Genomic DNA, 21,044 nt, shown 5'->3' with positions numbered 1-21,044 from the left:
GACCATCCGGACGCATGCTAGCTTGGCCGCCTCGCCACGGAAGGCAGCCAACAGCAAGGGAGCACACACCATGAGGACCGCACATGGCCCAGGCCACGCCCGCGCTTGAAATCCGCAACCTGCACAAACGCTACGGCCAGCTGGAGGTGCTCAAGGGCGTCTCGTTGACCGCCCGCGACGGCGATGTGATCTCGATCCTGGGCTCCTCCGGATCCGGCAAGTCCACGTTCCTGCGCTGCATCAACCTGCTGGAAAACCCCAACCAGGGCGAGATCCTGGTCGCGGGTGAAGCGCTCAAGCTCAAGGCTGCGAAAAACGGTGAACTCATCGCCGCCGATGGCAAACAGATCAATCGCATGCGCAGCGAGATTGGTTTTGTATTTCAAAACTTTAATCTCTGGCCGCACATGAGCGTGCTCGACAACATCATCGAAGCACCACGCCGGGTGCTCGGCCAGAGCAAAGCCGAAGCCATCGAAGTGGCCGAAGCCTTGCTGGCCAAGGTCGGCATTGCCGACAAGCGCCATGCCTACCCGGCCGAGCTGTCCGGCGGCCAACAGCAGCGCGCCGCCATCGCCCGCACCCTGGCGATGCAGCCCAAGGTGATTCTGTTCGACGAGCCCACTTCAGCCCTTGACCCGGAAATGGTCCAGGAAGTACTAAGTGTGATCCGCGCCCTGGCCGATGAAGGCCGCACCATGCTGCTGGTGACCCACGAAATGGGCTTCGCCCGTCAGGTTTCCAGCGAGGTGGTTTTCCTCCATCAGGGCCTGGTCGAGGAGCAAGGATCGCCACAGCAGGTCTTCGAAAACCCGCTTTCGGCACGCTGCAAACAATTCATGTCCAGCAACCGCTAACGGAGCAGTACATATGCAGATTTACAAGAAATTCCTTCTGGCCGCGGCTGCCAGCCTGGTGTTCTCGGCCAACGCCATGGCCGCTGAAAAGCTGAAAATGGGCATCGAAGCCGCCTACCCACCGTTCAACAACAAGGACGCCAGCGGTCAGGTCGTGGGCTTCGACAAGGACATCGGCGACGCCCTGTGCGCCAAGATGAAAGTCGAATGCACAGTCGTCACCTCCGATTGGGACGGCATCATCCCGGCCCTGAACGCCCAGAAGTTCGACTTCCTGATCTCGTCGCTGTCGATCACCGACGAGCGCAAGCAGGCCGTGGATTTCACCGACCCGTACTACTCCAACAAACTGCAGTTCATCGCGGCGAAAGGCGTCGATTTCAAAACCGATAAAGACTCGCTCAAAGGCAAGGTCATTGGCGCGCAACGGGCGACCCTGGCCGGCACCTGGCTGGAAGACGAACTGGGCAGCGACATTACCGCCAAGCTCTACGACACCCAGGAAAACGCCTACCTGGACCTGACCTCCGGCCGCGTCGACGCGATCCTGGCGGACAAATACGTGAACTACGACTGGCTGAAAACCGACGCCGGCCGCGCCTACGAATTCAAGGGCGACCCGGTGGTGGAAAGCGACAAGATCGGCATCGCCGTGCGCAAGGGTGACCCTCTGCGCGACAAGCTGAACGCCGCGCTGAAAGAAATCGTTGCCGACGGTACCTATAAAAAGATCAACGACAAGTACTTCCCGTTCAACATCTATTGATGCTGACGTGCCTGGCCGGCGCTGTCCGCAGCGCCGGCCCTTAGCAAAGCCTGCCGCGATATGAACACACACCCATGATGATCGATCTCTACGGATTCGGCCCGGCGCTCGCCGCTGGCGCGCTGATGACCGTCAAACTGGCGCTCTCGGCCTTGTGCCTGGGGCTGGTGCTCGGCCTGCTCGGCGCCCTGGCCAAGACCTCCCCCTACAAGCCGCTGCAATGGCTTGGCGGCACGTATTCGACCCTGGTGCGCGGTGTCCCGGAATTGCTCTGGGTGCTGCTGATCTACTTCGGCACCGTCAACCTGATGCGCGCCCTGGGCGAGTACTTCGGCAACCCTGACTTGGCCCTCGACGCCTTCGCCGCCGGGGTCATCGCCCTGGGCCTGTGCTTTGGCGCCTACGCCACGGAAGTGTTTCGCGGCGCGATCCTGGCGATTCCCAAGGGCCACCGTGAAGCCGGCGTGGCCCTGGGCCTGTCGAAGTGGCGGATCTTCACCAAGCTGATCATGCCGCAAATGTGGCGCATCGCCCTGCCCGGCCTGGGCAACCTATTCATGATCCTGATGAAAGACACTGCGCTGGTCTCGGTGATCGGCCTGGAAGAAATCATGCGCCACGCGCAAATCGGCGTGACCGTGTCCAAGCAGCCGTTCACCTTCTATATGGTCGCAGCCTTCATGTACCTGGGGCTGACGGTGCTCGCCATGATCGGCATGCACCTGCTGGAACGGCGCGCTGCCCGCGGTTTTATCAGGAGCACCCAATGAACTGGGAAGTCATCATCAAGTGGCTGCCGAAGCTGGCCCAGGGCGCGACGCTGACTCTGGAGCTGGTCGCCATCGCCGTGGTTGCCGGCCTGTTGCTGGCGATCCCGCTGGGCATCGCCCGCTCTTCACGGCTGTGGTACGTGCGGGCGTTGCCCTACGCCTACATCTTCTTTTTCCGTGGCACGCCGTTATTGGTCCAGCTGTTCCTGGTCTACTACGGCCTGGCGCAGTTCGATGCCGTGCGCAGCAGCGCGCTGTGGCCGTACCTGCGGGACCCATTCTGGTGTGCCACGGTCACCATGACCCTGCACACCGCCGCCTACATCGCCGAGATCCTACGGGGCGCGATCCAGGCCATCCCCCGTGGCGAGATCGAAGCCGCACGGGCCCTGGGCATGTCGCGGCCCAAGGCGCTGTTCTACATCATGCTGCCGCGCGCGGCGCGCATCGGCCTGCCGGCCTACAGCAATGAAGTGATCCTGATGCTCAAGGCCAGCGCCCTGGCGAGCACCGTGACCCTGCTGGAACTGACCGGCATGGCCCGCACCATCATTGCCCGGACATACCTGCCGGTGGAGATCTTCTTTGCAGCCGGCATGTTCTACCTGTTGATGGCGTTCCTGCTGGTGCAAGGCTTCAAGCAGTTGGAGCGCTGGTTGCGCGTCGATGCCTGCCAAGGGCGCTGACAACGGCGTGCTGACGGGCGAGGCCTTGCTCGCCCGTTTCACCGCGTTGGATGCTTTTCTTACAGCGCACCAGGCGCTGTGGAAGCCGCGTCCCTTCACTCATCTGCAACTGCCCTGGGAAACCTCCTACCCGCAACTGGCCCAATGGCTACGCCAGCGTTCGCTGGAGGCGGCAGAAAACGACCACCATCAGCCGTGGCTGATCGAGGACGCGCCCGCTCCCTTCTGCGAACTGGCAGCCGTCTCCCGAGAACTGAGTTGTGTCGCCGAATTGCCAGCCAGCGCGCTGGATGCCCCAGCCCCTCGCCTCAATGTCGACGTACCTGGCCGCAAATGGCAGCAAATCGAGGCCTTCGCCAGCCGCCTGCATTTCGCCAGCGAACCGACTCATTGGCTGGACTGGTGTGCGGGCAAAGGTCATCTCGGTCGGCGCCTGCTGCATGGCGAGCAACAACTGACCTGCCTGGAATACGACCCGGCCCTGGTTGCCAGCGGCCAGCAATTGAGCCTTCGCCATGCGTTGCCAGCCAAGCACTTGCAGCAGGATGTCCTGGCGGCGGATGCAGCCCAAGCGATCCACTCTGAACACACGCCGGTGGCGCTGCATGCCTGCGGCGACCTGCACGTACGATTGATGCAACTGGCGAGCGCTGCCGGCTGTACTCAATTGGCGATTGCGCCTTGCTGCTATAACCGCATCCGCACCGAGCGTTACCAAGCGCTGTCCGACGCCGCCAAGGGCTCTGCCCTACAACTGTCCCTCGATGATCTCGGCCTGCCACTCACGGAAACCGTCACCGCCGGCGCTCGGGTACGACGGCAACGGGACCAGTCCATGGCTCGGCGCCTGGGCTTCGACCTGCTGCAACGGCAAATCCGTGGCATCGACAGCTACTTGCCCACCCCCTCGTTACCCAGCGCTTGGCTGGAAAAATCCTTCGCCCAGTACTGCATCGATCTGGCAGCGCTTAAAGACTTATCCACAGTCGGCTCACCTGATTGGGCTGCGCTCGAGGCAGCGGGTTATCGACGCTTGGCCGAAGTTCGCAACCTTGAGCTGGTGCGAGGCCTTTTCCGACGGCCGCTGGAGCTTTGGTTGGTACTGGACCGGGCGCTTTTCCTCACTCAAAAAGGCTACGAGGTACGCCTCGGCACCTTCTGCCAAACGCCGCTGACTCCGAGAAATCTGACGCTGCTGGCAGAGCGTTGCTGAGACGTAACGGCCTGTGGATAACTCTGTTGATGAAATAAACCTGGATCCAATAAATCCGCGATTTCCTAACTGTTTCGAGACTGGTCATTTTTTGTTCATATGGATAAAAAACCATGAAAACAGGCATTTGCGACGAAACGAGACAGCCGTCACAAAATGTCCATAGAGCGGCCAGCTCTTCCATCCCGTTGTGCATAAGCGCCCAGCTAAAACGACATAACCGCCGATTTCCGTGCTGACCCGCGTCAGCAATTGCACCCAGCCCGCCCGTGCTATACAACAACGGCACGTATCCTGATTGACACAATGCCCACGCACTCAAGGACCGGCCGTGACGTTCATTTCCTACGCACAGAATTTCGAAGACGTACGCCTGTGGCGCGCCCTTCAATCGGTGGAAAACGGCTTCTACCTCGACGTCGGCGCCAACCATCCGACAGACGACTCCGTCACTAGGGCGTTTTATGACCACGGCTGGCACGGCATCAACATCGAGCCGGTCCAGGCTTACTACGACGCGCTCAGCCAGGAACGCCCCCGGGACATCAACCTGCAATGCGTAGCCGGCGAAAACGCCGAAAGCCTGACCTTCTACACCATCGCCGACACCGGGTTGTCCACGGTAGAAGCCAACGTCGCCCAACAACACCGCGACGCCGGCATGGACGTGCGCACCCAGACCGTCCAATCGCGCACCCTGGCCTCGATCTGCGAACAATACGCCTCGGACCGCCCGATCCACTTTCTGAAAATAGACGTCGAAGGCCACGAGGAAACCGTACTGCGCGGCATGGACTTCAGCCGCTGGCGGCCCTGGATCATCCTCATCGAAACCCCCTGGGCCCGCGACCAGACCTGGGAACGCCTCATTACCGACGCCGGCTACCAGTCCATCCTGTTCGACGGCATCAACACCTACTACCTCGCCGAAGAACACCTGGCCCTCAAACCGGCCTTCGACATCCCACCGTGCAACCTCGACGGCTTCCAACTCTGCAAAGGCCACAAATTCAGCCACCCCCTCAGCGACCCGGACGCACAACTGCGCGCCGCCCTGCAACGGGCCGAACACGCCGAAGCCCAACTCCACGCCATCCAGAACAGCCGCACTTGGCGCACCTTGGACAAACTGCGCAACCTGCTACGCCGCGCCTGAGCCGTACCTGCGCAAAAATAGTCAGAATTCAGGGGTTTACAGAACCCACCCAATCGTTATAATCGTCGCCCACACGCCGGTATAGCTCAGTTGGTAGAGCAACTGACTTGTAATCAGTAGGTCCCGGGTTCGACTCCTGGTGCCGGCACCATACAAAACGAAGCCCCTGCAGAAATGCAGGGGCTTTGTTGTTTCTGGCACATCCAAACTGTGGGAGCGAGCTTGCTCGCGATGAGGCCGGCAAACCCACCGACGATTTGCCGATCAGAACCGGGCTGTTCTTCTTAGATCGCGCCCTCAACCAAACAACATCCTCTGCCAATGATCCTCACCCACAATGGCAATCGATGAACCCGCCTCCCGCAATTCCACGGCCTTCATAATCTTCGTTCCGTACGTACTGTGGCGCCACTGCTCATTACCCACGCTGCCGACCACCAGGTAATGCACCTTCTTACTCACTGCACCGCCAATCAAACCACCCCGCTCCTCGACCAACGCCTGACAGTCCTTACGCGGCCCAAAGGTCATGACACCGGTAAATACAAATATCCGGCCATCCCAGACCAGATCAGGGGCAGGTGAGTTGAATGGAAGGTCCGTAGGGGAAATGGCAGGCGCTTCGCCAACCTTCGACCGCTCAATGCCCACACCAGAAAAACTACGCAGGATGTTCAGCAGCTCAAGAGACTCATCCGGGTCCAGAGCGTCGTCCTGAAGCATGGACGCCAGACGTGAATAAAGCAGGTTGATCACTGGGTCGTTGAGATGCGCGAGATTGTTTTCCAGCCATTGCTTCAGAAAAATCGCCTCAGAGGTGTTTACGACGCCGTCCGCGGTGATGCCTGCGGCCAATCCCACCAAGGCGTCGGCGGCACGTCGATCGATACGGGCGTTGTGGAAGAATTTACTGTTTTCGAATTCGTTGTGCAGGTCCATGGCGGGGGTGTCCTTTGGGGTGGGGGATTTTTGTGATGATAAAAGCGCCAAATATACCGACTATGGCTGCTGCAGATTGGGATAGAGAGCTAAAAAACCAATTCCAGTCCAGTCATCGTTGAAATCCGTCCGCAAAGTGTCAAAAGAAAAACTAGTGTGAGCCTGCAGATCTTAGCTATATAGGTGATCAGGGCGACCAGTGCTTAATAATTTGGCTAGCCGGGATCATTGTGTAAATCCATTCTCGTCCTTCTTTTCGTTTCTGAAATAGATTATGGTCAACTAGTCCATTCAGTACAGCTGCGGCTGTGTTGTAAGAGCAACCAAGATTATCTTTGACGGCTGTTGCTGTAAATTCTAAGGCCCTACCGCTTTTGGCGACTTGGAGCACGGTTTTCTGTTTGTCATTTAGCTTTCCAAACAAGCCCGATTCATACAGAAATAAATTAAATTTATTCATCCCTTCTAGCGTTTCTTCGTAGGCTGCTTTAAAGTCCGAAATGGCTCGGGCTATAATCCTGCACTGATAGTCGACAAAGTACGTTAAGTCCATTTCGTCAGTTTCGGTGTATACGTAGCTTTTGCCATATCTAGTAGGTGCAGATTTTAATAAGGTGCTAATTGCAATGTAGCGAAATGCAGCAAAATCATGCTTGAATAGATACCAATAGAAAAGTGAGCGTGCTACTCGTCCGTTGCCATCATGGAAGGGATGTTCGTAGCCTATCGAAAAATGTAAGATGATGGCCTTAATAAGTGGATGAAGGTAGGTTTTATTAGTAATGTCGGTGTGGTTAGTATTTATCCACTCGGCAAGCTTGTTAAGACGTTCTTCTAAACCCTCTGCGGTCGGCGGTGTATGAACAACGTTACCGTCACCGTCCTCAACGACAACATTATCTCCCACTGAGCGAAAAGTACCTGGGCGGTAGTGATCGTCATCAATATTTTCGACTCCCACTTGATGAAGCTCCGCTATTAGCTCTGCCGATAGGGGCGTGTTCCGACTACGCCAAGCGCACTGCATCATTCTAAAGTTTCCGATGATCATTTTTTCATCGGGTGTTCTAGGGCCTCTCTGGCGTTTCAAAAGATCTTTTGCCACTTTAGTTGTGGTGGCAGCACCCTCAAGCTGGCTGCTGCTGATTGCTTCATCTTCGATAAGATCTTTAAGCAAGTACTGGATGTGCTTCTGTTCTCCTATTTTGCTGCTCATCCATTCCAGTGCAGCTGCTGTCGTATGCCTATCACTTTCAGATATGGCCATTTGAATAGCCGGAGTGAGCAATAGTCTTCCAACATGTGGAGGCGCGCCGAGTGACATAATGTCGCTCAACTGAAGTCTTCTGCTACTTTTCACAACTGACCAAGCCAAAGAATGATCCAACTTGGCCGGAATTCTAAATCGTAATGTGTCGTAGTGTTGGTAGCGCCCTTTATCGTCAACAGGTGCATACAGTTTCAGGTATTCCCCTGTAAGAGCAGGGTATTTTTTCATGATCAGCTCGAAAGGGTTGGTCACGATCGGCGGGGGGAGCTTAATCATCGAAAATCTCAAAATTCAATCCAGTTGAGATGAGCGTACACCATGAAAGGGAGAAATCTCAATTTTTAACGATTTTGAGTTTAGAAAATGAGTGACGGCTCAGCGCCGCCCTGTGCTGATGAGTTTTCAATCCGAGCCATACCAGCAGGTACTGCGACGTGCTTTTTTTGTGCAAACCGACTGGGCAGTGAAACAAGGCCCCAGCCCAGGCCCGCTGTGGGGGCTCTGAGGCGTTGAGCAGTTGCAGGCAGCGCAATGTTCTGCAAAAGAATGTCATGCGCTTACGCGGGGGGCTCTGGGCTCCTGGGTGGACGAACAATTCGAGAGGGCACAGCCCGCTTGGACGGAGGCCAAAAAATCTTCGAACAGACGCAGTTTTCATAATCGGCTAGGTTCCGAAAGTCGTTGTCCTGGTCGGATTCGCTTACCTCTTGGCTCGACGCCAAAAGCTAAGCAGCCTGTGGCTTGCAGCCAAGTCGCTAGGCCGACCGAGATTGCACATTGCGTCAATGGGCTACCGGCTCTGGCCATGCCCTTACCAGCGATCGCCAGTGTCCACAAAATGTCCACACCTAAACAGAAAGTCGACCAGCTATTTCCCCAATATCCCTTTGAAAATGGGCTACACAGACAAGACCCAGTATTCACTGGATAGAAACTTGGACTTGTAATCAGTAGGTCCCGGGTTCGATTCCTGGTGCCGCACCATACAAAACAATGCCCCTGCAGAAATGCAGGGGCATTGTTGTTTCTGGCACGTCCAACCTGTGGGAGCGGGCCTGCTCGCGATAACGCAGGCAAATCCACCAACGATCAGCCGGATCGATGCCCTGGCGAGCACGCTCAGCCCGCGTCCAAATCTGCATGCTCCAGCACCCGTTACAATTTCACGTCAGTCTTAAGTTGATGACCTTCTCCAGCTACCTATAATGCCCCTTAACACACCCGCCAAGCCTAGGCTGACCCAGTCAGCAAGCTCAAATCGTGCGGTTTTTTTCTGTCTAGAGACAACTACATCGCTCTTCAGCACAGAGCTACCTGGACCTGTACTCAAGCCACGACCACCGACCTCGCCCGCAAATGGAATGGCGAACATACCTGCCTCTGACTCGCCAGCATAGCGACACGATTGCAGCCTTCCCATTCACCCGCTACTCTTCAACTGTCGCTGCAAATTCAGCGACCGGGCGTGAGAACCCGAAGCAATCAAGGCGCATAAGCGCCCGAAACCCATCGTGGCGTTTTTTTTCGTCTGCGATGTCGTTTTATGGCGGCTGTGCGTGGGAGACCTTCGGGTCTACCGGTTGCCTTGATTGCCGGTTTCTCACCCCGCGCACGGCTGCCACCCCAACCTGTGAGAAGGTCGGTGGCAGCTCTTTCAAGTCAAGGAGCCAGACAATGCCAAACCCGCATGACTTCAAAACCATAGGCCTAACCCCCTTCTCCTTCCACTCCGACCGTCCACTCTTTCGCGTCAACAGCGGCGTCCCTATCGGCGAAGCCCTATCCCATGCCTCCGACCTGCTCCACGTCGCCAAGCTTTTGGCCGAAGACGCCGCGATGATTCGCGACACGGATCGCTATGCCTGGGCGTCGTGCTATTTGCAGGACATGAGCAAGGCCGTTATTGATGATGTGGTGAAGGTGCTGGAAGCGCCGGGAAGTTATTCCGCTTAGGTGTGAGGCGGTGCGACGCTGCTCGATGGGGTGGGCAGCGTTGCACCTCAATGTTGAGTTCTGTGAGTGCGGGTGAAGAAGGGCTGCTGCGCACCCCAGCGGGAGCAAGCTCCCTCGCCACGGGGGGTGCGGTGCACTCAGTAAAAGTGGTCTGTCCATCAATGCCACGGCTCGTTACTTTTGCAAAAAATCCAGAATCGCTTCGCTGGTAGCCTCTGTTTTCTCCTCAAGAACCCAATGTCCGGTGTTTTGCAGGATCAGGGACTGAGGTTGCGTAGTAATATGCTGTACCTGTTCGGACAATGTCTTGCCTCTTGAATGGTCTCCACCAATGGTAAGCACCGGGATGGTCAGTTTTTTTTGAGCAAACGCCTGGTTGTCGTTTGCATCAGATTCCACCCACGCAGAATAAAGCTTGAATGCCGCCTCCATGCGTCCGGGTCGGGAGTAATCTTTCACCAGAGAGCCGCGCACTTCTTTGGATACGGAAGGATTACCTTCATATACGAAGCTATCGAAAAACATGTCCAAGTAGATTTTTTCCTTTCCTTGGATCATTTCTACCGCAGTGGCTCCAAAGAAGCGGAAATGCCATTTGCTTGGGATACCGGCCGCAGGATTGCCGTTATAAGGAGTTTCCCACCCAGGGATACCCGGAATAAATCCATCCATCAGCACAATATGCTTGGTTTCGCGCGGATAAAGCGCACCGTAGGCATAGGCGACAATCAAGCCCATATCATGGCCGACAATATCCACCTGCTTCATCTTCAGCGTTTTAATCAGCTCATGCAGATCCAGCGCCATGTTCTTTTTATCATAGCCGCTTGCAGAAACTTCCGTTTCCCCAGCACCACGATAGTCCGGAACGACAGGGGTATAACCAGCGCGCACCAGCCTTCCCATGAGCGCCTCCCAATTGCGCCAGCTGCCCGGGAAGCCATGCACCAATAGCACGGGCTTGGCGCCGTTACCGCTCACCAGATAATGCATGCGAATGCCGTTCACGTTCGCATATTCGCTTTTAAAGGCTGCACCATCAATCAAGACGCTCTCAGGGTCCGTTGTTGGGGTAGCCGCTTGCAACTGAGCAGACATCCCTGAGATAGCCAACGAAAAAGCGGAAATAATGAGTTTTCTCATTTTTTGACAACCCCAGGCCGGCTAACTTCCCAAGCTGCTCCCAAACTCGACAGCTACGTTGCGGGTAATTCCAGGAGTCGAGAAGTTCGAAGTTTTCTGCTCTAGACTGAGCGCATCTTCGACACGATGGCTACTGTCAGAAGCGACAGTCTCGACGAGTGGCTATTGGCGTTTCGGCAGCAAGCGTCCTCGCCAACCTGCTGCTGCGCATTCAGCTAATTATTTTTCCAGCCGATACCATCAATAACAGCACGCCCCAATCACGAGGCTCCGCTGGCGCTCAACTACACTTGCCCAGAAATCCTCGCTCCAGGAGCAGTCAGCGATGAAGATCCGCACCAAGGTCATAGGCTCGGGATTGGTCAGCCTGTCTTTTGCGCTGTTGCTCGGTGGCATCGGGCTGTGGGGTTATCACGCCATGACCGAGGCGCTGGCGCAGAATGAGACCAGTATTTCGGCGATGCGCAAGCACATGGAGGCGGACATGATGCATGACGCCATTCGTGGCGATGTGTTGGCTGCGCTGCTCGTGGCGCCTGGGGACGCTCAAGGGGCCAAGGAGGTAACGGAGGCTTTCGACGAGCATTCGCAACGGATGCGCAAGGTGATTGCCGAGAACGCCGAGGCAAACTTGCCGCCGGTTGTTCACACGGCTATTGCCGAGTTGAAGCCGCAGGCTGATACCTACATCGAAAAGGCAAAGCAGGTCATAGGCAAGGCGCTGAGCGGTGCCCAGGATGGTCATGCATTGCGGGCGGAGTTCGACGCGGCGTTCTCTGCGCTGGAGGAGCGCAACGAGGCGGTCAGTGAGTTGATCGAAAACCAGGCCCAGAGCTCTCGTGAGTTTCAGGACCAGAGTATTCAAAGCTCGGGACGCTGGTTGATTGCGACGTTGTTGGCAACCTGTGTGGCATTGGCGCTGCTGTCGTGGAATCTGCTCAAGGCGGTACTCACGCCGCTCAACAAGATCATCCTCAGTACCCAGGCGATTTCCCAAGGGGACTTGCAACGCTCGATGGGTGCGCAAAGCAAGGATGAGCTGGGCCAGCTACAAGGTGTAATCGAGCAAATGCAGCGTAATCTACGGCAGATGATTGCCACGATCCGCAGCCAGAGCGATGAGTTGCATGGCACCTCCCAGAACCTGGGCAGTACCGCGCGACAGATCGTTTCCAGTGCCGATCAGCAGGCCCAGAGTGCCACCAGCATGGCGGCGAGCATGGAGCAGATGATGGCGAACATCAGCCAGATCCATCAGCACGCCGACAGTGCCCGGACGATTTCGGCGCAGTCCGAGCAACTGGCGAGCAGCGGTGGTCAGGTGATTCTCGGGGTGGTGGAAGGCATGAACCGCATCGCCGAGGTGGTGAACCAGTCCTCCAGCAAAATCACGGCGCTGGATGCGTCGTCCGAGGACATTCATTCCATCATCCAGGTGATCAAGAGCATCGCCGAGCAGACCAATCTGTTGGCGCTGAACGCCGCCATCGAAGCCGCCCGGGCCGGTGAGGCAGGCCGGGGTTTTGCGGTGGTGGCCGATGAGGTGCGCAACCTGGCGGCGCGCACCACCCAGTCCACCCAGGAAATTACCGCGATGATCGAGCGCATCCAGTCCAGCGCACGGGACGCGGTAGCGAACATGCAGGCCTGCGTCAGCCGCGTGGATGAGGGCGTAAACCTGGCCCAGCAGGCGGGAGTGTCCATCAGCGAGATCCGCACAGGCGCCCGGCATGCGGCGGAGGTGGTGGAGGAAATTTCCCAGACCATCGCCGAGCAGTCAAAAGCCAGCGATGAGATGGCGCAGCGGGTGGAGTCGATTGCCGAGCAGTCCCGGGAAAATACCCGCTCGATTCACAACCTGACGCAAACGGCGGATCAGTTGAACGATGCGGCTGGATCGATGCAGGCGTCGGTGCAGCAGTTCAAGATTTGATCAGCAGGCAACTGGCAAAATTATGGCTGAGCAATAATTATTGCCCAGCCATAATTTTCTATAAAAGCCCGCCTCACACCTGACTCACCTCAAACACAAACGAAATCTCGCGCTTCTGGGCATTCCAAACATACCGAATATGCTTGCCCTGCACGGGTATCGAAACCGCCGGCGGGCGAAACGCGGCGACGCATTCGTGGCCGGGCAGGCGCACGCTGTTGTACAGCAGGCCCCAGGACAAGGTTTCGCGCAGTTGCCGGGCGAACACTTGGGACGGGCCGTAGGCGGTGGGGTCCGGGTCGTGCAGATGAGGGTAGTCGTGGCGGATGTCGTGCAGGGGCTTGATGACCTTGTTGACGTAGGTGCGCATGGTCAACTCCAGGTCCGGCTCGTTGGTCGCGCCGAGAAATCGGGCCTGGTGATAGCAGGTTTCGGCGATGGCGGCTTCCTGGCTGCTGGCGGCGTAGTAGACGCCGAACGTGCCGTCACTGAAACGGCTGCTTTTGCCGATGTGCGTAAACGCCGCCATCACCGGTGAGGAGCCCGGCCCGGACACCCGGTCTTCGGGACGGACCCGGGACAACACGCCGGCTTCCGCCATGAGCCGGTCGTTGGTCAGCGCCTCCAGGGCATAGGCGGTCGCCAGGTCTTCAGGGTCGAGGACATCTTCGAACAGCGTGATCGGCGGGAAACTGCTGTTGACGATCCGATAGGCCCGTTTCCATTGCGGGTCTGCCAGTGGAGGCGTCATCAACCGCGCACCCCGTCGAGGTATCGCCGTACATCGGCAATGTCCACCACCCGACCGGCCAGCATGTAGGACAGTGCCGACTGGCCGTTGAATGGCGCGGCGGTGTTGGGGCTGCTGACCCACTGGTACACACGATCCCGGCTGTTGCTGAAGATGATGCTCAGCGCCTTGTGGATACCCATGAGGTAGGAAATTCGCTCGAGGGTGTCACGGGGCAACCTTACGTTGTCCGGCAGCTGTTTGTACTTGTAGAAGGTGGTGTTGCCGACTTTGCCCAGCAACGTGCGCTGCTGCTCGACGCTGCAGCCCCAAAGCTCCATGAGGTTGAAGAAAAACTTCAACGCGACTCGACCCGCGTCCGGGGAGTCCAATTGTTGCTGTGCGTTGAGGGTAATAGAGGAAGTCGCCATGGGTTTGGGCTCCTTTGTAGCTGGGTTATGCGTCAAGCATAGTACAGATATGTATATTTTATAAAATTTTATTCGCAGGCGAATAGCCAGCCACTAACAAGACTCACCGGAACAACTCCGAGTGACTCCCCAAATCGACAAACGTAATGAGATCCGGACGTGAGTGCTCATAAACCAGAAGGAAGTCGCCCCCAATGTGACACTCGCGAAATCCATCCCAGTTACCAGTCAATGGGTGATCCAGAAACTCACTCGGCAGCCCTTCGCCTAGAAACAACATGACCATCACCTGCTGGATCCGGATTGACTGGGCAAAACCCCCAAATCCCACATAAGCTCCAACCATCGCCTTCCTAAGCTTTTCGGCACAAAATCGCGACAACGGTGGCAAGGTGCATGATGATAGCCAGCAGGCACTGCCTGGCCCGGGCCAGGTGCACAACTATAGCGAGCCCACTTAAGCAGAGGGCATTACCCCATGGATAGCAGAACCCTACGCAACCTCATGCGCATCGTGCAGACCGGCTCGTTGTCGGCAGCGGCCGAGCATTCGTGCCTCACGGTGCAGGCGTTGGCGGCGCAGTTGAACAAGGTGGAGGAGCAATTCGGCTTCCGATTGTTCCGGCGCTCGAACAAAGGCCTGACATTGACCAGCCAAGGCATGGAACTGACGCCTTTCATGGATCAGGTGCTCGTGGCCACCCGGCAACTGGAAGAGAAAGTCGCGGCGCTCAAGACACCGCGACGGCGTACGCTCAAGGTGGCGCTCAATACCACCCTGCCGACGGAGTTCAATCGGCGGATGATCGATCGGCTGATTGCGGTATTTCCCCAGTATCAGCTGGAGTTCAGTTACGCCGAGTCGATGGAGAACCTGAGCAAGCTGCGCAACGAAGACTTTGACCTGGCGATCCTGATCGGGCAGCAGCAGAGCGTTTTTTCCAGCATCACCATGCCCGACGTGCAGGTGCGAGTGGTCGGCGCGCATTGCGGCGACGAAGACGACTCCCTTGGCTTGCTGGGCGACAGGTTTCAAGTGCGTCCGGCAGAAGAATGTCCTTATTCCCACAGTTTCCTGCGCTTTCTCGATGCAGGTTTGGGCGAATACGGTACGAGCCAGCGGATGATCTATTCCTGCAGCGAAACGTTGACCTTGTCGTTGATCACCCAGCTCGATGGGCTGGGGCTGGTGTCCCGGGAAGCGGCGTTGCGCAACGGCCTGGCGATCTTCCCGGACTTCGAGGACTTTCTCGACGTTCGCCTGGCAGTGAACAACCCCGAGTTGCCCGGCCAGGCGTTACAAGACGTGGTGGACCTTTCGCTACAGGAACGATCCGAGCGCGATGTACGCCGCCGTACCCACCGCCACACTGAGAAACAGATTACGACTGAAATACGCACATAGCAGCGTCGGAATGGCCGCATAAAACTCCGGACGGTCGAGTTGTATCTGCTGATCCTTGATCAACAACGGGGTGAGGCTGATGGCTGCGACGATCGCCACCGGCAGGTATTCCAAGGCCCGGGCGACGAAAGGCGGCCAGTGTTCGGTATTGACCTGCAACGGCAAGGCTCGGGGCAGGAGGGTCACGGCCATCATCAAGGCCACCACCAGGATCAGGAACGTTTGGTCAGGCATACGCCCACCCCGCAGCCAACGAAGGTGGCAATGAAGACGTTGAACGGCGAGCTGCCCAGCAGGCTCAGCCCGCCCATGCAGACCACTGCCGCCAGGGCAGCGATCAGTTTGTTGCGAGTGTTGCACAGCGAAACCAGCACATAGAGCATCATTGCCGTCAGGGCATAGTCGAGCTGGTATTTGATCAGATGGGCCGCATATTGCGCGCATACCGCGCCGAGCAAGCCGCCGAGCACCCAGGAGGTGTGACAGAACAGATTGAAGCCGACCAGGTAACGCACGCTCACCGGCGCCCCGGTGCCCAGCTTGACGCTGTGGAAGGCGAACGACTCGTCCGTCAGCCCCGCCGCGTAGCACCAGCGCTCGAAACGGCTGAGCCCCAGCGCACGCAGGGCCTTGGCCATGTAGACCGACATCAGCATATGCCGCGCATTGATCAGGAAGGTGGTGAGGACAATGGTGGTCAACGATGCGCCGCTGGAAATCAACGCGAGCGCCGCAAACTGCGAAGCGCCCGCATAGACGAACAGGCACATCGCTACCGGCAGCCACAAGGGCAACCCGGCGTTGACCGCCATCAGACCGAACACAAACGAAACCGTAAAATAACCCGCTACCACCGGACTGGCTTCAGCAAAGGTACGCGAGGCTTGTGGTTCGACCACCAGCGGCTGGCTGGAAGTCTTGTTCATAAATCCCTCTCGAAGGTGATTTCACCCCGAGGCTCACAGAACCCCTGGGCGGCCCAGAAACGCTTGCCGGCCAGATTAGCATCGTCGACGAAAAGGAACATGCGCAGCACGCCGACCCGCTTCATGTCCGCTGACGCCGCTTCCACCAGCCGCTGGCCCAGGCCCTTGGTGCGATGCAAGGGGCTGACCGCCAGGTGGTTGATCGTGCCACGGGTGCCGAGCATGCCGCCGATCACCGCCCCGATTACCTCGCCGCTCGAATCGACGGCCACGTAGGCGGTGGTGGTTTCCTGCAACAAGACACCCCGCAGGAACCGGGCGTCCTGCCATTCGCAGAACGACACCTCATCGAAGCCGCGGAAAAACCGCTCCATTCGCTCGGCGTCCCTGACCATGGCCCGACGTAACAGCACCTGCTGCGTCGAGTCGTCCATGGGTTCAAGCCATTCAGCGAACAATGTCGAAAGCGGTCCCGGGCCGCGAGAAAGAGATCGCCAGGATCTGCCGGTACGCCATTTCGTGGCTGTGGATATTGCGCGCCGGGGTCACGTAATGGCGCATGTCACGGTCAAGGAAGAACGTGGTATCGAGGATATCCTCGTAGGTGGTCGCCGCCAGTTGTTCTTCCTGGGCGGTGTACAAACGGCTCTCTGCGCCGGCCACATTGTTGCGGCCCCAGAAGTGCACGCCGCTGAACGGATAGCCATCGCAGTGAATACCTTCGGGAGTGATTTCCAGCTCCTTGCCCGGCTTGATCTCGATACGGATCTGATGGATCTGGCACTGCCAGATTTCATCGTGCAGTTCCGGCGGCAGGACGTGCTTGTACACCTCGAAGTCCGTGTCGATCAGACTGCGCATCACAGGCGAATTCATCACTTCGTTGGAGAAGTCCTGGAAGTGGCGCTCCAATCCGCCGACATAGCTGTTGTTGGCCTTGGATTGGATGTAGGCCCGGTGTTCGAGCTGCTTGAGCTCGCGGGTGGCGGGGTTGTATTCGAAGTCACTGTAACGGCGAAAACGCATGCCGGACTCGGCCTGGCCGTAATAGCTGTCCGGTTCCATGTTCTCCCAGCTTTTAGTCAACCGGACAAAGTCGCCGAAATGACCGTAGAGGTTGAAGTCGCCACCGCGAACGTTAACGTATTTGTCACGGCGTAGCGCTTCGCCCACTTCCCTGTTCAGAACGATCATTTTCATCAGGTCTCCACTGCATTGAGCGGCCTAATCTAGTAGGTGCAGGATTTACGTCCATGAGAAAGAATTTGAGGCATTTCAAGCCGTACTTGAAACGGAGGCGGAAGTGAAATCAGTAGGATTTTTTCTCGGGTAAAAAGTGGTTTTCAAAGGCGTTTTCGACCCGCTCACGCGCAAAACACCCGACTCCGAAGACTGGCACCAACGAACTGTGGCGAGGGAGCTTGCTCCCGCTGGACCGGGCTGGCGCTCCAGTGCGCAGCGCTCCCCAAAAAGGGGGTTGCTACGCAACCCAGCGGGAGCAAGCTCCCTCGCCACGCGTTTATCACCGCCCCTTGGACATCAGGGCCTTTACGCCATTAGAAGACATTGATCGGGTAATCCACGAACACCCGCAGCTCGTTGCCGCTGACGTTGTACTCGCTGGACTTTTGCGACACACGCAGCACAGAACTGCGCAATCTTACCGCCAGGTCCTTGGCCGGGCCGCTCTGGACCACGTACTTGAACTGGTTGAAGATCTCGCGCTCGGTGCCGCCTTCGCTGGTGGAGGTGGTGATGTTGTCGCCACGCACGTAGGCCACGTTGTAGCTCAGGCCCGGTACGCCGAAGGTGGTGAAGTCCAGACCGTAGCCCAGTTGCCAGCTGCGCTCATCTTCAGCGTTGAAATCGGACCAGTAGGAGTTGGCGAGGTAGATGGTATTGCCACCGTCACCCACTCGATTCTGCCCGCGCTGATAACCGCCATAGGCATAACCCAGGTTGCTGTCGCCCGTGCTGCGCTGGTGGGCGAGCGTGAAACTGTGGGGGCCGGTGGCGAAGGTAGCGGCCAGGCTCCAGATCTTGTTGTCGTCGCCGGTGACGTTGTTCTCGCGAACGTAGCTGTTGTCCAGCTTGGTGCGATAACCGTTGAAGTCAAGGGTCAGGGACTGATCCTTGGCCAGCGGGAACACGTAATTGGCGTTCACATACTGCTTCTTCAACACGTCTTCGACGTCCGACGCATAGAGCGACGCCTTGAACTGCTCGGTGAACTGATAGCTGCCGCCCAACACGTTGATCGACTTCAGGCCACCGCTGTCACGGCCTTCGGCGCTCTTGCGCGATTCGGCGGTGAAACGCCCGGCGTTCAGTTCCAGGCCCTTGATCTCTTTGGAAGTGATCAGCGTGCCGGTGTAGCTTTCCGGCAACAGGCGCGAGTTGTCATAGCTGAGCACCGGCAGGGCCGGCATCTGGTCGCCGTAGGCCAGTACGGTATTGGAGACCCGGAACTTGACCGCTGCACCGAACTTGGACAAGTCATCGGCGGCGTTCCCGCTGTCGCCTTGCTTGAAGAAGTCGATGCCTTGTGCACCGCTGCGCCCCTTGCCACCGTCCAGACGCAAGGCGTACAGGCCGAAGGCGTCCACACCCACGCCGACGGTGCCTTGGGTGAAACCGGACGAGAACGTACCGATTGCCCCTTGGCCCCACTCGGCCTTGTCGTTGTTGCCATCCTTGTAGTCGCGGTTGATGTAAGCGTTGCGCAGCAGCACCTTCAAGCTGCTGTCTTCAACGAACCCCTTGGACTCTGCCTGGTCATTGGCCATGGCGTGTGTCGTGCTCAAAATCCCCAGTGCGATCAGACCGATGCGCTTGTTCAACATGATTATTTTCCTTATACGGGTTGATACGCACTGCGACCGGCAGCCGAAATGGCGCTTTTGCGCTCTTTTTCGGACTCTTGCTCCTGAAATAATGAAAAGGCCCGCCCACGATTATTCGTGTCGGGCCTTTTTATTATTTAAGAGTCATGGCTGTTAGCCACAGGCGTGGGCGAATCCTAGTCGCGCGCTCAATCGCGTGTCAATTTCGTGAATCGTCTGTAATTAGGCGAAAAAAGTCTAAGAACCGTTCATTAGTGTTTCTTGGATCGGTCGAATTTCCCCGGCTCGTCAGACACTGTCCTGTGGGAGCGGGCTTGCTCGCGAAGAGGCCAGCACATTCAGCGCAGGCATCGGCTGACACACCGCCTTCGCGAGCAAGCCCGCTCCCACAGGGATCTACTTCAGTTCACAATCTGCAGACACAAAAAAAGCGCTGCCATCCCGGCCAGCGCTTTTTATCAATCCGTCGAATTCTATCCTTGCATGACATCCCACAACGCTTCCAGCTCCGCCTCGCTGAACAGCCCGGCAGGGTAGCGCTCAACGATCAACCGGCGTGGGTCAGGTTCTCTGACCTGACGCGTTCCGTTGGACTTCAACCACTGCGCCAAGGCTTGAAGCGACTCACCATTGACAGCCAAGGGATGGCATGTGCGCTCGCTTAACATATTCATTCCAGCGCCCTCTCCTGGTTGATGAGCGGCCAATGTATCCAAGGTTTATGACAAAACGACTCAGTCCTCGAACTGCCGGAATACCAATACAAGAGCTATGCCAAAGTACCGAAGTCGCTTATCAACAGCCGCAAAAAAGCCCGCGCACCAATCAGGCCGCGGGCTTGCCGGGATGGATCCAAAATGACCGATCTAGAGCCGGCGCAGCGCCTGTGACCAGGCTGTTACAACCGCACTCATTTTGCCCGCGCAGCGGGTTGTTGCTGGGTAAGGCAATGGATATTGCCGCCACCCAGTAACAGTTCGCGCCCCGGCACCATGACCACTTCGTGCTCGGGGAACAGGTTCTGCAGGATTTCCCGGGCCGGCGCGTCCAGCGGGTCGTCAAAACTCGGCGCGATGATGCCGCCGTTGACGATCAGGAAATTCACGTAGGAACCGGCCAGGCGCACGCTCGGGTTACGTTCCTGGGAGCCCTCCACCGCATCCACGCCGGCACATTCTTGCTCGGTGGCGAACAGCGGCCCCGGGATCGGCATCTTGTGCACGGTAAAAGGGCGGCCCTTGGCGTCGGTGCTGTTCTGCAGCACTTTCATCGCTGCCTGGCAACGGCTGTAGTTCGGATCCTGCGGGTCATCGGTCCAGGCGAGGAGCACTTCGCCAGGGCGTACGTAGCAGCAGAAGTTATCCACATGGCCGTCGGTTTCGTCATTGAACAGGCCATCCGGCAACCAGATAATCTTGTCCACCGCCAGCTGCGCGCTGAGCACCGCTTCGATTTCTTCGCGGCTCAAGTGCGGGTTGCGATTGCGGTTGAGCAGGCATTCCTCGGTGGTGATCAGGGTGCCTTCGCCGTCGACATGAATCGAGCCCCCTTCGAGCACGAATCCTTCGGTGCGATACCGCGGGCTACGTTCGATCTCCAGGATCTTGCCGGCCACTTGCGAATCGCGGTTCCACGGTGCATACAGGCCACCGTCGAAACCACCCCAGGCGTTGAAATCCCAGTCGACACCGCGCACTTCGCCGTTGTCGTTGATGACAAAGGTCGGGCCGGTGTCGCGAACCCAGGCATCGTCGCTGGACATCTCCACCAGGCGGATATTCGGTACGTCGAGACGCGCCCGAGCGTTTTCGTATTGGGCTGCGGACACCGCCACGGTCACGGGTTCGAAACGCGCAATGGCCTTGGCCACCGCAACGTGGGCGGCCTGCGCCGGCTTGCCACCCAGGCGCCAGTTATCCGGGCGCTCGGGCCAGATCATCCAGACCTGGGTCTGCGTCGCCCACTCGGCAGGCATGTGGAAACCATCCGCGCGGGGAGTGCTGCGCAACGTTGTCATGAATCA

22 protein-coding genes and 1 tRNA gene are annotated in these 21,044 nt (G+C 57.8%); 10 read left to right on the top strand and 13 right to left on the bottom strand.

Going from position 1 to position 21,044, the window contains the following annotated elements; translation table 11 throughout:
- The first annotated feature begins 83 nt into the window (after positions 1-83).
- The 7 genes from RGM2987_RS17615 to RGM2987_RS17585 all read left to right on the top strand — a co-directional run bounded on the left by RGM2987_RS17615 (position 84) and on the right by RGM2987_RS17585 (position 5,599).
- Positions 84-857: an ABC transporter ATP-binding protein gene (locus RGM2987_RS17615; protein ID WP_245143662.1), complete on the top strand. Its 774-nt coding sequence runs from the start codon at positions 84-86 to the stop codon at positions 855-857.
- A 13-nt stretch (positions 858-870) separates the two neighbouring features.
- The gene (locus RGM2987_RS17610; protein WP_245143659.1) at positions 871-1,623 is read left to right on the top strand and encodes an ABC transporter substrate-binding protein; all 753 of its coding nucleotides are present in this window, start codon (positions 871-873) and stop codon (positions 1,621-1,623) included.
- Between the two features lie 74 nt (positions 1,624-1,697).
- On the top strand, positions 1,698-2,393 hold the full coding sequence (locus RGM2987_RS17605) for an ABC transporter permease (protein ID WP_245143657.1): 696 nt from the start codon (positions 1,698-1,700) through the stop codon (positions 2,391-2,393).
- Positions 2,390-3,079 (top strand): ABC transporter permease, encoded by a 690-nt coding sequence (locus RGM2987_RS17600; protein WP_245143655.1) that lies wholly within the window; start codon positions 2,390-2,392, stop codon positions 3,077-3,079. Before RGM2987_RS17605 ends, RGM2987_RS17600 begins: the two co-directional genes overlap by 4 nt.
- Complete coding sequence (locus RGM2987_RS17595) at positions 3,060-4,292, top strand: methyltransferase (RefSeq protein ID WP_245143653.1); 1,233 nt, start codon at positions 3,060-3,062, stop codon at positions 4,290-4,292. The genes RGM2987_RS17600 and RGM2987_RS17595 overlap by 20 nt, the downstream gene beginning before the upstream one ends.
- A gap of 331 nt (positions 4,293-4,623) precedes the next feature.
- A complete protein-coding gene (locus RGM2987_RS17590; protein WP_245143651.1) occupies positions 4,624-5,448 on the top strand; it encodes an FkbM family methyltransferase in 825 nt (274 codons plus the stop codon).
- A 75-nt stretch (positions 5,449-5,523) separates the two neighbouring features.
- Positions 5,524-5,599 (top strand) — tRNA-Thr (locus tag RGM2987_RS17585).
- A 146-nt stretch (positions 5,600-5,745) separates the two neighbouring features.
- Here the strand turns inward: RGM2987_RS17585 and RGM2987_RS17580 are convergent.
- Together RGM2987_RS17580 and RGM2987_RS17575 are read right to left on the bottom strand one after the other, a co-directional pair.
- Positions 5,746-6,387, bottom strand: coding sequence for a BRCT domain-containing protein (locus RGM2987_RS17580; protein ID WP_245143649.1), 642 nt, complete (start codon positions 6,385-6,387; stop codon positions 5,746-5,748).
- Positions 6,388-6,574: 187 nt separating this feature from the next.
- Complete coding sequence (locus RGM2987_RS17575) at positions 6,575-7,933, bottom strand: Fic family protein (protein ID WP_245143647.1); 1,359 nt, start codon at positions 7,931-7,933, stop codon at positions 6,575-6,577.
- Positions 7,934-9,331: 1,398 nt separating this feature from the next.
- On the opposite strand from RGM2987_RS17575, the gene RGM2987_RS17570 reads away from it, so the two are divergent.
- Positions 9,332-9,610 (top strand): DUF3077 domain-containing protein, encoded by a 279-nt coding sequence (locus RGM2987_RS17570; protein WP_245143635.1) that lies wholly within the window; start codon positions 9,332-9,334, stop codon positions 9,608-9,610.
- A 174-nt stretch (positions 9,611-9,784) separates the two neighbouring features.
- Here RGM2987_RS17570 and RGM2987_RS17565 read toward each other — a convergent pair whose 3' ends face one another.
- Positions 9,785-10,753 (bottom strand): alpha/beta hydrolase, encoded by a 969-nt coding sequence (locus RGM2987_RS17565; RefSeq protein WP_245143633.1) that lies wholly within the window; start codon positions 10,751-10,753, stop codon positions 9,785-9,787.
- 325 nt (positions 10,754-11,078) lie between these two features.
- Between RGM2987_RS17565 and RGM2987_RS17560 the strand changes: the two genes are divergently transcribed.
- Positions 11,079-12,686, top strand: a complete 1,608-nt coding sequence (locus RGM2987_RS17560; RefSeq protein WP_245143632.1) for a methyl-accepting chemotaxis protein — start codon at positions 11,079-11,081, stop codon at positions 12,684-12,686.
- Positions 12,687-12,759: 73 nt separating this feature from the next.
- On the opposite strand, the gene RGM2987_RS17555 is transcribed toward RGM2987_RS17560, so the two are convergent.
- The 3 genes from RGM2987_RS17555 to RGM2987_RS17545 form a co-directional block, all read right to left on the bottom strand.
- Positions 12,760-13,437, bottom strand: a complete 678-nt coding sequence (locus tag RGM2987_RS17555; protein ID WP_245143631.1) for an RES family NAD+ phosphorylase — start codon at positions 13,435-13,437, stop codon at positions 12,760-12,762.
- The gene (locus RGM2987_RS17550; protein WP_245143630.1) at positions 13,437-13,847 is read right to left on the bottom strand and encodes an MbcA/ParS/Xre antitoxin family protein; all 411 of its coding nucleotides are present in this window, start codon (positions 13,845-13,847) and stop codon (positions 13,437-13,439) included. The genes RGM2987_RS17555 and RGM2987_RS17550 overlap by 1 nt, the downstream gene beginning before the upstream one ends.
- Positions 13,848-13,950: 103 nt before the next feature.
- Positions 13,951-14,193: a type II toxin-antitoxin system YafQ family toxin gene (locus tag RGM2987_RS17545; protein ID WP_280639971.1), complete on the bottom strand. Its 243-nt coding sequence runs from the start codon at positions 14,191-14,193 to the stop codon at positions 13,951-13,953.
- A gap of 132 nt (positions 14,194-14,325) precedes the next feature.
- Here RGM2987_RS17545 and RGM2987_RS17540 point away from each other — a divergent pair, with 132 nt between their 5' ends.
- Entirely contained in the window at positions 14,326-15,252 is a 927-nt protein-coding gene (locus RGM2987_RS17540) for a LysR family transcriptional regulator (RefSeq protein ID WP_245143627.1), read from the top strand.
- Here the strand turns inward: RGM2987_RS17540 and RGM2987_RS17535 are convergent.
- The 7 genes from RGM2987_RS17535 to aguA all read right to left on the bottom strand — a co-directional run bounded on the left by RGM2987_RS17535 (position 15,169) and on the right by aguA (position 21,038).
- On the bottom strand, positions 15,169-15,486 hold the full coding sequence (locus tag RGM2987_RS17535) for an AzlD domain-containing protein (RefSeq protein WP_245143625.1): 318 nt from the start codon (positions 15,484-15,486) through the stop codon (positions 15,169-15,171). The two genes, RGM2987_RS17540 and RGM2987_RS17535, sit on opposite strands and share 84 nt — an antisense overlap.
- Entirely contained in the window at positions 15,465-16,178 is a 714-nt protein-coding gene (locus RGM2987_RS17530) for an AzlC family ABC transporter permease (protein ID WP_245143622.1), read from the bottom strand. Before RGM2987_RS17530 ends, RGM2987_RS17535 begins: the two co-directional genes overlap by 22 nt.
- Positions 16,175-16,612 carry a GNAT family N-acetyltransferase gene (locus RGM2987_RS17525; RefSeq protein ID WP_245143620.1) on the bottom strand — a complete coding sequence of 146 codons (438 nt, stop codon included), beginning with the start codon at positions 16,610-16,612 and terminating at the stop codon, positions 16,175-16,177. Before RGM2987_RS17525 ends, RGM2987_RS17530 begins: the two co-directional genes overlap by 4 nt.
- Before the next feature lie 13 nt (positions 16,613-16,625).
- The gene (locus tag RGM2987_RS17520; protein WP_245143718.1) at positions 16,626-17,372 is read right to left on the bottom strand and encodes a 2OG-Fe dioxygenase family protein; all 747 of its coding nucleotides are present in this window, start codon (positions 17,370-17,372) and stop codon (positions 16,626-16,628) included.
- 362 nt (positions 17,373-17,734) lie between these two features.
- Positions 17,735-19,021: an OprD family porin gene (locus RGM2987_RS17515; protein ID WP_245143618.1), complete on the bottom strand. Its 1,287-nt coding sequence runs from the start codon at positions 19,019-19,021 to the stop codon at positions 17,735-17,737.
- Positions 19,022-19,494: 473 nt separating this feature from the next.
- Positions 19,495-19,695 carry a hypothetical protein gene (locus tag RGM2987_RS17510; RefSeq protein WP_245143616.1) on the bottom strand — a complete coding sequence of 67 codons (201 nt, stop codon included), beginning with the start codon at positions 19,693-19,695 and terminating at the stop codon, positions 19,495-19,497.
- 236 nt (positions 19,696-19,931) lie between these two features.
- Positions 19,932-21,038 carry an agmatine deiminase gene (gene aguA, locus RGM2987_RS17505; RefSeq protein ID WP_245143613.1) on the bottom strand — a complete coding sequence of 369 codons (1,107 nt, stop codon included), beginning with the start codon at positions 21,036-21,038 and terminating at the stop codon, positions 19,932-19,934.
- Positions 21,039-21,044 lie beyond the last annotated feature (6 nt).

The sequence above is a fragment of the Pseudomonas sp. RGM2987 genome, from assembly GCF_022952855.1.
Lineage (GTDB): Bacteria > Pseudomonadota > Gammaproteobacteria > Pseudomonadales > Pseudomonadaceae > Aquipseudomonas.
This window is presented reverse-complemented; position numbering and strand designations above follow the sequence as displayed.